The organism is Streptomyces sp. NPDC023723 (assembly GCF_040639815.1).
Classification (GTDB): Bacteria; Actinomycetota; Actinomycetes; order Streptomycetales; family Streptomycetaceae; genus Streptomyces.
Genome location: NZ_JBFAAP010000002.1, coordinates 191,980 through 200,973, shown reverse-complemented (window position 1 = coordinate 200,973; position 8,994 = coordinate 191,980). Strand labels below are relative to the sequence as shown.

Below are 8,994 nucleotides of genomic sequence, written 5' to 3'. Positions count from 1 at the left end.
GTCATGCTGATCCCCCGTAGGGTCAAGCACCGCAAGCAGCACCACCCGAAGCGCCGTGGTCAGGCCAAGGGCGGTACGACGGTCTCGTTCGGCGAGTACGGCATCCAGGCCCTGACGCCTGCGTACGTCACGAACCGCCAGATCGAAGCGGCTCGTATCGCCATGACCCGTCACATCAAGCGTGGCGGCAAGGTCTGGATCAACATCTACCCGGACCGCCCGCTGACCAAGAAGCCCGCCGAGACCCGCATGGGTTCCGGTAAGGGTTCGCCCGAGTGGTGGATCGCGAACGTGCACCCGGGCCGGGTCATGTTCGAGCTGTCCTACCCGAACGAGAAGATCGCGCGCGAGGCCCTGACCCGTGCGGCCCACAAGCTGCCGATGAAGTGCAAGATCGTCAAGCGCGAGGCAGGTGAAGCGTGATGTCGGCCGGTACCAAGGCGTCCGAGCTGCGCGAGCTGGGCAACGAGGAGCTGCTCAACAAGCTCCGCGAGGCCAAGGAAGAGCTGTTCAACCTCCGCTTCCAGGCGGCGACCGGACAGCTCGAGAACCACGGCCGGCTCAAGGCCGTCCGTAAGGACATCGCGCGGATCTACACCCTGATGCGTGAGCGCGAGCTGGGCATCGAGACGGTGGAGAGCGCCTGATGAGCGAGAGCAACGTGACTGAGAACACGACGACCGAGGCGCGCGGTTTCCGCAAGACCCGTGAGGGTTACGTCGTCAGCGACAAGATGGACAAGACCGTCGTCGTCGCCGTCGAGGACCGCGTCAAGCACGCGCTGTACGGCAAGGTCATCCGCCGTACCAACAAGCTCAAGGCGCACGACGAGCAGAACGCCGCGGGCGTCGGCGACCGCGTCCTCCTCATGGAGACCCGGCCGCTGTCCGCGACGAAGCGCTGGCGCGTCGTCGAGATCCTCGAGAAGGCCAAGTAATTCCCGCAGGGAATTCCGAAGCAAGGTATTCCTGCGGGCAGACCCGCAGGACAGTTCCGCCAGGCTCGGCAGGGGCTCTCGCAACTGAGGCCCCTGCCGGGAACCGGCAGACATTCAGGAGATAGACGTGATCCAGCAGGAGTCGCGGCTGCGTGTCGCCGACAACACGGGTGCGAAGGAAATTCTCACCATCCGTGTGCTCGGTGGCTCCGGCCGCCGCTACGCGGGTATCGGTGACGTCATCGTCGCCACCGTCAAGGACGCGATCCCCGGTGGCAACGTGAAGAAGGGTGACGTCGTCAAGGCGGTCATCGTTCGCACCGTCAAGGAGCGCCGCCGTCCGGACGGCTCGTACATCCGCTTCGACGAGAACGCCGCCGTCATTCTGAAGAACGACGGCGACCCTCGCGGCACCCGTATCTTCGGCCCCGTCGGCCGTGAGCTGCGCGAGAAGAAGTTCATGAAGATCATCTCCCTCGCGCCGGAGGTGCTGTGAGCATGAAGATCAAGAAGGGCGACCTGGTTCAGGTCATCACCGGTAAGGACAAGGGCAAGCAGGGCAAGGTCATCGCGGCCTTCCCCCGTGAGGACCGGGTCCTGGTCGAGGGTGTCAACCGGGTCAAGAAGCACACCAAGGCCGGACCGACCGCTCGCGGTTCGCAGGCCGGCGGCATCGTCACCACCGAGGCGCCGATCCACGTCTCCAACGTCCAGCTGGTCGTGGAGAAGGACGGCAACAAGGTCGTGACCCGCGTCGGTTACCGCTTCGACGACGAAGGCAACAAGATCCGCGTTGCCAAGCGGACGGGTGAGGACATCTGATGGCTACCACCACCACTCCGCGTCTGAAGACGAAGTACCGCGAGGAGATCGCGGGCAAGCTGCGTGACGAGTTCAAGTACGAGAACGTCATGCAGATCCCCGGCCTCGTCAAGATCGTGGTCAACATGGGTGTCGGCGACGCCGCCCGTGACTCCAAGCTCATGGACGGTGCCGTCCGTGACCTGACCACCATCACCGGTCAGAAGCCGGCCATCACCAAGGCCCGCAAGTCCATCGCGCAGTTCAAGCTGCGCGAGGGCCAGCCGATCGGTGCCCACGTCACGCTCCGTGGCGACCGCATGTGGGAGTTCCTGGACCGCACCCTGTCGCTGGCGCTCCCGCGCATCCGCGACTTCCGCGGTCTGTCCCCCAAGCAGTTCGACGGCCGTGGCAACTACACCTTCGGTCTCACGGAGCAGGTCATGTTCCACGAGATCGACCAGGACAAGATCGACCGCGTCCGGGGTATGGACATCACCGTGGTCACCACGGCGACCAACGACGCTGAGGGCCGCGCGCTCCTTCGTCACCTCGGCTTCCCCTTCAAGGAGGCGTGAGCGAGATGGCGAAGAAGGCTCTGATTGCCAAGGCTGCTCGCAAGCCGAAGTTCGGTGTGCGTGGCTACACCCGCTGCCAGCGCTGTGGCCGCCCGCACTCCGTGTACCGCAAGTTCGGCCTGTGCCGCGTGTGCCTTCGTGAGATGGCTCACCGTGGCGAGCTGCCGGGCGTGACCAAGAGCTCCTGGTAGTTCCCCTTCTAGGGACTTCCCAGGGCTCTCGGTAAGCAACTGGGTCGACAGGAGCCCACCCCCGCATGCCGTAGGCTTGCAGGGTTGGGCGCCTGTCGCGCCCATACGACTTACTACGCCGTAGGTCCACCGCGCCGCACCCGTCCCGTCTCGGATCGGGGAGAGGGATGGCGCACCAGGAAACCCCGGCGAGAGAGGCCGAAGGCCACTTCATGACCATGACTGATCCGATCGCAGACATGCTTACGCGTCTGCGGAACGCGAACTCGGCGTACCACGACTCCGTGACGATGCCGGCGTCCAAGATCAAGTCTCACATCGCGGAGATCCTCCAGCAGGAGGGCTTCATCACGGGCTGGAAGACCGAGGACGCCGAGGTCGGCAAGAACCTCACCCTCGAGCTCAAGTTCGGCCCGAACCGTGAGCGCTCCATCGCGGGCATCAAGCGGATCTCCAAGCCCGGTCTCCGGGTTTACGCGAAGTCCACCAACCTGCCGAAGGTGCTCGGCGGCCTGGGCGTGGCGATCATCTCCACGTCGCACGGGCTCCTCACCGACAAGCAGGCCGGCAAGAAGGGCGTGGGTGGGGAAGTCCTCGCCTACGTCTGGTAGCGGAAGGGAACGGAGGAAACAGCTATGTCGCGCATCGGCAAGCTCCCCATCGCGGTTCCCGCCGGCGTGGACGTCACCATCGACGGCCAGACGGTGTCGGTCAAGGGCCCCAAGGGTTCGCTGACCCACACCATCGTGGCGCCGATCGAGATCGCCAAGGGTGAGGACGGCGTGCTCAACGTCACCCGCCCCAACGACGAGCGTCAGAACAAGGCCCTGCACGGCCTGTCCCGCACGCTGGTGGCGAACATGATCACCGGCGTGACCCAGGGTTACGTGAAGAAGCTCGAAATCAGCGGTGTCGGTTACCGCGTCGCGGCCAAGGGTTCGAACCTGGAGTTCGCCCTCGGCTACAGCCACTCGATCACCGTGGAGGCGCCCGAGGGCATCTCCTTCAAGGTGGAGAACCCGACCCACTTCTCTGTCGAGGGCATCGACAAGCAGAAGGTCGGCGAGGTCGCGGCCAACATCCGCAAGCTCCGCAAGCCCGACCCGTACAAGGCCAAGGGCGTCAAGTACGAGGGCGAAGTCATCCGCCGCAAGGTCGGAAAGGCGGGTAAGTAAGCCATGGCATACGGGCAGAAGATCCTCAAGGGCGACGCCTACAAGCGCGCCGCGATCAAGCGCCGCCACATCCGCATCCGCAAGCGTGTCGCGGGTACGGCGGAGCGTCCCCGTCTGGTCGTGACCCGCTCCAACCGCCACATCGTGGCGCAGGTGATCGACGACCTCAAGGGCCACACCGTGGCTTCGGCGTCCACCCTGGACACCTCGATCCGCGGCGCCGAGGGCGACAAGTCCGCGCAGGCCAAGCAGGTCGGCGCCCTGGTCGCCGAGCGCGCCAAGGCCGCCGGTGTCGAGGCCGTGGTGTTCGACCGCGGTGGAAACCAGTACGCGGGGCGCATCGCCGCCCTGGCGGACGCCGCCCGCGAAGCCGGACTGAAGTTCTGAGCCGGTTCCGTATCGCTAGCGGAAACAGAGAGAGGTAATTCCAATGGCTGGACCCCAGCGCCGCGGTGGCGGTGCCGGTGGCGGCGAGCGGCGGGACCGGAAGGGCCGTGACGGCGGCGCAGCTGCCGCCGAGAAGACCGCATACGTTGAGCGCGTCGTCGCGATCAACCGTGTCGCCAAGGTTGTGAAGGGTGGTCGTCGCTTCAGCTTCACCGCGCTGGTCGTGGTGGGCGACGGTGACGGCACCGTGGGTGTCGGTTACGGCAAGGCCAAGGAGGTGCCGGCCGCCATCGCCAAGGGTGTGGAGGAGGCCAAGAAGCACTTCTTCAAGGTCCCCCGTATCCAGGGCACCATCCCGCACCCGATCCAGGGTGAGAAGGCGGCCGGCGTCGTGCTGCTCAAGCCCGCGTCGCCCGGTACCGGTGTTATCGCCGGTGGTCCGGTGCGCGCCGTGCTCGAGTGCGCCGGCATCCACGACATCCTGTCGAAGTCGCTCGGCTCCGACAACGCGATCAACATCGTGCACGCGACCGTGGCGGCCCTCAAGGGCCTGCAGCGTCCCGAGGAGGTCGCGGCCCGCCGCGGTCTGCCGCTCGAGGACGTCGCTCCCGCGGCTCTGCTGCGTGCGCGTGCCGGGGCTGGTGCGTAATGGCGCAGCTCAAGATCACGCAGACGAAGTCGTACATCGGCAGCAAGCAGAACCACCGTGACACCCTGCGTTCCCTTGGTCTCAAGGGCATCAACACGCAGGTCGTCAAGGAGGATCGTCCCGAGTTCCGCGGCATGGTGCACACCGTCCGCCACCTCGTGACGGTCGAGGAGGTCGACTGATCATGGCGGAGCAGAACCCGCTCAAGATCCACAACCTCCGTCCCGCCCCGGGCGCCAAGACCGCCAAGACCCGTGTGGGTCGTGGTGAGGCGTCGAAGGGTAAGACGGCCGGTCGTGGTACCAAGGGTACGAAGGCCCGCTACCAGGTTCCGGAGCGCTTCGAGGGTGGCCAGATGCCCCTCCACATGCGTCTTCCGAAGCTGAAGGGCTTCAAGAACCCGTTCAAGACCGAGTACCAGGTCGTGAACCTCGACAAGCTGGCCGCGCTCTACCCGCAGGGTGGCGAGGTCACGGTCGAGGACTTGGTGGCCAAGGGCGCCGTTCGCAAGAACAGCCTGGTCAAGGTCCTCGGCGAGGGCGAGATCTCCGTGGCGGTCGAGGTGAGGGTCGACAAGGCCTCCGCCTCCGCCAAGGAGAAGATCGCCGCCGCCGGCGGCAGCGTCACCGAGCTCGTCTGAACATCTCAGGCGTCTCGATGACTTGAGCGATCCCGACCGGGGATACCCCACAAATGGGGTATCCCCGGTTGGTCGTTCCAAGGGCAGTGGTCTCGCCGGTAAGGTGACCGGAACTGCCCACTTTCACGGGTGTCACACATGGGGCACCCTGAGCGGCAGTTGACCGTTACTCAATAAGTCGTCAGTCGAACCTCAAGACCGTCACCCTTGACGCGCCAGCGCGGGGGTCGCAGGAGGCACCGTGCTCACCGCGTTCGCCCGGGCGTTCAAGACGCCCGACCTGCGCAAGAAGCTCCTCTTCACGCTCGGGATCATCATCGTGTACCGAGTGGGTACGCACATCCCGATCCCGGGCGTCGACTACAAGAGCGTTCAAGAGTGTGTGGACCAGGCATCCGGCAACCAGGGCCTCTTCGGTCTGGTCAACATGTTCAGCGGCGGAGCCCTGCTGCAGATCACGGTCTTCGCGCTCGGCATCATGCCGTACATCACGGCCAGCATCATTCTCCAACTGCTGACCGTCGTGATCCCGCGCCTGGAGGCCCTGAAGAAGGAGGGCCAGGCGGGTACGGCGAAGATCACGCAGTACACCCGCTACCTGACCATGGCACTCGCCATCCTCCAGGGCACCGGTCTGGTCGCCACGGCCCGCAGCGGCGCCCTGTTCTCCGGCTGCACCGTCGCCAGCAGCATCGTGCCGGATCAGGCCATCTTCACCACCATCGTGATGGTGGTCTGCATGACCGCCGGTACCGCCTGTGTCATGTGGCTCGGTGAGCTGATCACCGACCGCGGCATCGGCAACGGCATGTCGATCCTCATGTTCATCTCGATCGCCGCCACCTTCCCGTCCGCCCTGTGGGCCATCAAGACGCAGGGCTCGCTGGCCGACGGCTGGATCGAGTTCGGCACGGTGATCGCCGTCGGCCTGGTCATGGTCGGCCTGGTGGTCTTCGTCGAGCAGGCACAGCGCCGCATTCCCGTGCAGTACGCCAAGCGGATGATCGGCCGCCGGTCCTACGGCGGTACGTCGACGTACATCCCGCTCAAGGTGAACCAGGCGGGCGTGATCCCCGTCATCTTCGCGTCGTCGCTGCTGTACATCCCGGCTCTGATCGCCCAGTTCTCCAGCGGCACGTCCGGCTGGAAGACCTGGATCGAGGCCAACCTCGTCAAGGGCGACCACCCCATCTACATCACGCTTTACTTCTTGCTCATTGTTTTCTTCGCGTTCTTCTACGTGGCGATCTCCTTCAACCCCGAGGAAGTCGCGGACAACATGAAGAAGTATGGTGGCTTCATCCCGGGCATCCGGGCTGGCCGACCGACCGCTGAGTACCTGAGCTACGTACTCAACCGGATCACCTGGCCGGGTTCGCTGTATCTGGGTCTTATCGCTCTCGTGCCGACGATGGCGTTGGTTGGTTTCGGGGCAAACCAGAACTTCCCGTTCGGTGGTACCAGCATCCTGATCATCGTGGGTGTGGGACTGGAGACGGTGAAGCAGATCGAGAGCCAGCTCCAGCAGCGCAATTACGAAGGGTTCCTCCGCTGATGCGAATCGTCCTCGTCGGGCCGCCGGGTGCCGGTAAGGGAACGCAGGCCACCCGCCTTGCCGAGACGCTGCACATCCCGCACATCTCCACGGGTGACCTGTTCCGCGCCAACATCAGCCAGCAGACCGAGCTGGGCAAGCTCGCCAAGTCCTACATGGACGACGGCAACCTCGTTCCCGACGAGGTCACCATCGCCATGGCGAAGGACCGGATGGAGCAGCCCGACGCCGAGGGCGGCTTCCTGCTGGACGGCTTCCCGCGCAACGTCTCCCAGGCGGAGGCGCTGGACGAGCTGCTCGAGACCGAGGACATGAAGCTCGACGCGGTGCTCGATCTCGAGGCACCGGAGGAAGAGGTCGTCAAGCGGATCGCCGGACGGCGGGTCTGCCGGAACGACTCGGCGCACGTCTTCCACGTGACGTACACCAAGCCGGCCAAGGAAGGCGTCTGCGACGTCTGCGGCGGCGAGCTGTACCAGCGGGACGACGACTCCGAGGAGACGGTCCGCAAGCGGCTGGAGGTCTACCACACGCAGACCGAGCCGATCATCGACTACTACAAGTCGCAGGGGCTGGTCGTCACCATCTCCGCGATGGGGGCGGTCGACGAGGTCACCGGGCGGGCGCTGGAGGCGCTCAAGCGCGAGCAGTAGATCTTGTTACGCCGGTCGCAGCCGCGGTCCCTGTTCCGGGGGCCGCGGCTGTGCTGTGGGGGGACGTCGCGCGGCCCGGCGCGGCCGGGCGGGGTCCCCGTATCGTTGGGGGTGCTGGTTTCTTCCCCTGGTCCAGAAAGGCCGCAGGTTTTCCATGGTGCAGATCAAGAGTCCCGAGCAGATCGCCAAGATGCGCGAGGCGGGGCTGGTCGTCGCCGCCATCCACGCGGCCACGCGGGAGGCCGCCGTGCCCGGCGCCACCACCAAGGACCTGGACCAGGTCGCCCGCAAGGTGCTCGCGGAGCACGACGCCAAGCCGAACTTCCTCGGCTACGGCGGCTTCCCCGCGACGATCTGCACCTCGGCCAACGAGGTCGTGGTGCACGGCATCCCCTCCGACGAGACTGTCCTCAAGGACGGGGACATCATCTCCATCGACTGCGGGGCGATCATCGACGGCTGGCACGGTGACGCCGCCTACACCGCCTTCGTCGGGTCCGGGCACTCGCCCGAGCTGATCGAGCTCTCCCGGGTGACCGAGGAGTCGATGTGGGCCGGGATCGCCGCCATGAAGCAGGGCAACCGGCTGGTCGACATCTCCCGGGCCGTCGAGACGTACATCCGCCGGCAGCCCAAGCCCGGCGGCGGCCGGTACGGGATCATCGAGGACTACGGCGGCCACGGCATCGGCACCGAGATGCACATGGACCCGCACCTGCTGAACTACGTCGACCGGCGCCGCGGCAAGGGTCCGAAGCTGGTGCCCGGGACCTGCCTGGCCATCGAGCCGATGGTGTCGCTCGGCACCCCGAAGACACGGGTGCTGGCGGACGAGTGGACCGTGATCACCACGGACGGCACCTGGTCCTCGCACTGGGAGCACTCGGTCGCGCTGACCGAGCAGGGCCCGCTGGTGCTGACCGCCCCGGACGGCGGCAAGGCCAAGCTGGCGGAGCTGGGGATCACCGCCGCGCCGGACCCGCTCGCATAGTGATCTCCCGGTTGGGGCAGACTTCCTCGTTTCGCCTTTCCGGGTGTGCTGACGTAGACTGACTCGTCGGCTCTGGTGCACCCGCATGTCTGCATGCGCATATGTGTAAGTGTGACGAGAGTCGATCAAGGTAGTCGATTCGAAGGGCGAAGCGTGGCCAAGAAGCAGGGTGCCATCGAGATCGAGGGCACTGTCGTCGAGTCTCTGCCGAACGCCATGTTCAAGGTTGAGCTCCAGAACGGCCACCAGGTCCTGGCACACATCAGCGGCAAGATGCGTATGCACTACATCCGCATCCTCCCTGACGACCGGGTCGTGGTGGAGCTGTCTCCGTACGACCTGACGCGTGGCCGGATCGTCTACCGGTACAAGTAGATCTTGCCCACGTCCCGTGCGCTGTTGGCGCGGGGCCGCCGGCAACTGACCCGGAGAACCTC

At 65.7% G+C, this 8,994-nt stretch carries 17 protein-coding genes; all 17 read left to right on the top strand.

The features are described from left to right. Positions 1-3 precede the first annotated feature (3 nt). The 17 genes from rplP (at position 4) to infA (ending at position 8,932) form a co-directional block, all read left to right on the top strand. Positions 4-423 carry a 50S ribosomal protein L16 gene (gene rplP, locus AB0G32_RS03695; protein WP_361157597.1) on the top strand — a complete coding sequence of 140 codons (420 nt, stop codon included), beginning with the start codon at positions 4-6 and terminating at the stop codon, positions 421-423. After that, the gene (gene rpmC / locus AB0G32_RS03690; RefSeq protein ID WP_010036720.1) at positions 423-647 is read left to right on the top strand and encodes a 50S ribosomal protein L29; all 225 of its coding nucleotides are present in this window, start codon (positions 423-425) and stop codon (positions 645-647) included. Before rplP ends, rpmC begins: the two co-directional genes overlap by 1 nt. Further along, positions 647-937 carry a 30S ribosomal protein S17 gene (gene rpsQ / locus AB0G32_RS03685; RefSeq protein ID WP_361157594.1) on the top strand — a complete coding sequence of 97 codons (291 nt, stop codon included), beginning with the start codon at positions 647-649 and terminating at the stop codon, positions 935-937. The genes rpmC and rpsQ overlap by 1 nt, the downstream gene beginning before the upstream one ends. A 127-nt stretch (positions 938-1,064) precedes the next feature. Continuing rightward, on the top strand, positions 1,065-1,433 hold the full coding sequence (gene rplN / locus AB0G32_RS03680; RefSeq protein ID WP_003974257.1) for a 50S ribosomal protein L14: 369 nt from the start codon (positions 1,065-1,067) through the stop codon (positions 1,431-1,433). A gap of 2 nt (positions 1,434-1,435) precedes the next feature. Further along, on the top strand, positions 1,436-1,759 hold the full coding sequence (gene rplX / locus AB0G32_RS03675; protein ID WP_003992365.1) for a 50S ribosomal protein L24: 324 nt from the start codon (positions 1,436-1,438) through the stop codon (positions 1,757-1,759). Continuing rightward, positions 1,759-2,316, top strand: coding sequence for a 50S ribosomal protein L5 (gene rplE / locus AB0G32_RS03670; protein ID WP_053753925.1), 558 nt, complete (start codon positions 1,759-1,761; stop codon positions 2,314-2,316). Before rplX ends, rplE begins: the two co-directional genes overlap by 1 nt. 5 nt (positions 2,317-2,321) lie before the next feature. After that, positions 2,322-2,507, top strand: a complete 186-nt coding sequence (locus AB0G32_RS03665; protein ID WP_003948630.1) for a type Z 30S ribosomal protein S14 — start codon at positions 2,322-2,324, stop codon at positions 2,505-2,507. A 212-nt stretch (positions 2,508-2,719) separates the two neighbouring features. Further along, the gene (gene rpsH, locus AB0G32_RS03660; protein WP_003974254.1) at positions 2,720-3,118 is read left to right on the top strand and encodes a 30S ribosomal protein S8; all 399 of its coding nucleotides are present in this window, start codon (positions 2,720-2,722) and stop codon (positions 3,116-3,118) included. A gap of 24 nt (positions 3,119-3,142) precedes the next feature. Beyond that, positions 3,143-3,682 carry a 50S ribosomal protein L6 gene (rplF, locus tag AB0G32_RS03655; RefSeq protein ID WP_361157590.1) on the top strand — a complete coding sequence of 180 codons (540 nt, stop codon included), beginning with the start codon at positions 3,143-3,145 and terminating at the stop codon, positions 3,680-3,682. Positions 3,683-3,685: 3 nt separating this feature from the next. Next, on the top strand, positions 3,686-4,069 hold the full coding sequence (gene rplR / locus AB0G32_RS03650; protein WP_361157587.1) for a 50S ribosomal protein L18: 384 nt from the start codon (positions 3,686-3,688) through the stop codon (positions 4,067-4,069). A gap of 43 nt (positions 4,070-4,112) precedes the next feature. After that, the gene (rpsE, locus tag AB0G32_RS03645) at positions 4,113-4,718 is read left to right on the top strand and encodes a 30S ribosomal protein S5 (RefSeq protein WP_007494753.1); all 606 of its coding nucleotides are present in this window, start codon (positions 4,113-4,115) and stop codon (positions 4,716-4,718) included. Continuing rightward, positions 4,718-4,900 (top strand): 50S ribosomal protein L30, encoded by a 183-nt coding sequence (gene rpmD, locus AB0G32_RS03640; protein ID WP_005481207.1) that lies wholly within the window; start codon positions 4,718-4,720, stop codon positions 4,898-4,900. The genes rpsE and rpmD overlap by 1 nt, the downstream gene beginning before the upstream one ends. A gap of 2 nt (positions 4,901-4,902) precedes the next feature. Further along, positions 4,903-5,358, top strand: a complete 456-nt coding sequence (gene rplO, locus AB0G32_RS03635) for a 50S ribosomal protein L15 (protein ID WP_361157584.1) — start codon at positions 4,903-4,905, stop codon at positions 5,356-5,358. 241 nt (positions 5,359-5,599) lie between these two features. Next, positions 5,600-6,913 carry a preprotein translocase subunit SecY gene (gene secY, locus AB0G32_RS03630; protein WP_361157581.1) on the top strand — a complete coding sequence of 438 codons (1,314 nt, stop codon included), beginning with the start codon at positions 5,600-5,602 and terminating at the stop codon, positions 6,911-6,913. Continuing rightward, positions 6,913-7,566, top strand: coding sequence for an adenylate kinase (locus tag AB0G32_RS03625; RefSeq protein ID WP_361157579.1), 654 nt, complete (start codon positions 6,913-6,915; stop codon positions 7,564-7,566). The genes secY and AB0G32_RS03625 overlap by 1 nt, the downstream gene beginning before the upstream one ends. 154 nt (positions 7,567-7,720) lie before the next feature. Beyond that, a complete protein-coding gene (map, locus tag AB0G32_RS03620; protein ID WP_361157576.1) occupies positions 7,721-8,557 on the top strand; it encodes a type I methionyl aminopeptidase in 837 nt (278 codons plus the stop codon). 153 nt (positions 8,558-8,710) lie between these two features. After that, positions 8,711-8,932, top strand: a complete 222-nt coding sequence (infA, locus tag AB0G32_RS03615; RefSeq protein WP_003948620.1) for a translation initiation factor IF-1 — start codon at positions 8,711-8,713, stop codon at positions 8,930-8,932. Positions 8,933-8,994 lie beyond the last annotated feature (62 nt).

Coding starts and splice junctions, on each gene's coding strand:
- rplP (WP_361157597.1), top strand. CDS start 4: ATGCTGATCCCCCGTAGGGTCAAGCACCGCAAGCAGCACCACCCGAAG.
- rpmC (WP_010036720.1), top strand. CDS start 423: ATGTCGGCCGGTACCAAGGCGTCCGAGCTGCGCGAGCTGGGCAACGAG.
- rpsQ (WP_361157594.1), top strand. CDS start 647: ATGAGCGAGAGCAACGTGACTGAGAACACGACGACCGAGGCGCGCGGT.
- rplX (WP_003992365.1), top strand. CDS start 1,436: ATGAAGATCAAGAAGGGCGACCTGGTTCAGGTCATCACCGGTAAGGAC.
- rplE (WP_053753925.1), top strand. CDS start 1,759: ATGGCTACCACCACCACTCCGCGTCTGAAGACGAAGTACCGCGAGGAG.
- AB0G32_RS03665 (WP_003948630.1), top strand. CDS start 2,322: ATGGCGAAGAAGGCTCTGATTGCCAAGGCTGCTCGCAAGCCGAAGTTC.
- rpsH (WP_003974254.1), top strand. CDS start 2,720: ATGACCATGACTGATCCGATCGCAGACATGCTTACGCGTCTGCGGAAC.
- rplF (WP_361157590.1), top strand. CDS start 3,143: ATGTCGCGCATCGGCAAGCTCCCCATCGCGGTTCCCGCCGGCGTGGAC.
- rplR (WP_361157587.1), top strand. CDS start 3,686: ATGGCATACGGGCAGAAGATCCTCAAGGGCGACGCCTACAAGCGCGCC.
- rpsE (WP_007494753.1), top strand. CDS start 4,113: ATGGCTGGACCCCAGCGCCGCGGTGGCGGTGCCGGTGGCGGCGAGCGG.
- rpmD (WP_005481207.1), top strand. CDS start 4,718: ATGGCGCAGCTCAAGATCACGCAGACGAAGTCGTACATCGGCAGCAAG.
- rplO (WP_361157584.1), top strand. CDS start 4,903: ATGGCGGAGCAGAACCCGCTCAAGATCCACAACCTCCGTCCCGCCCCG.
- AB0G32_RS03625 (WP_361157579.1), top strand. CDS start 6,913: ATGCGAATCGTCCTCGTCGGGCCGCCGGGTGCCGGTAAGGGAACGCAG.
- map (WP_361157576.1), top strand. CDS start 7,721: ATGGTGCAGATCAAGAGTCCCGAGCAGATCGCCAAGATGCGCGAGGCG.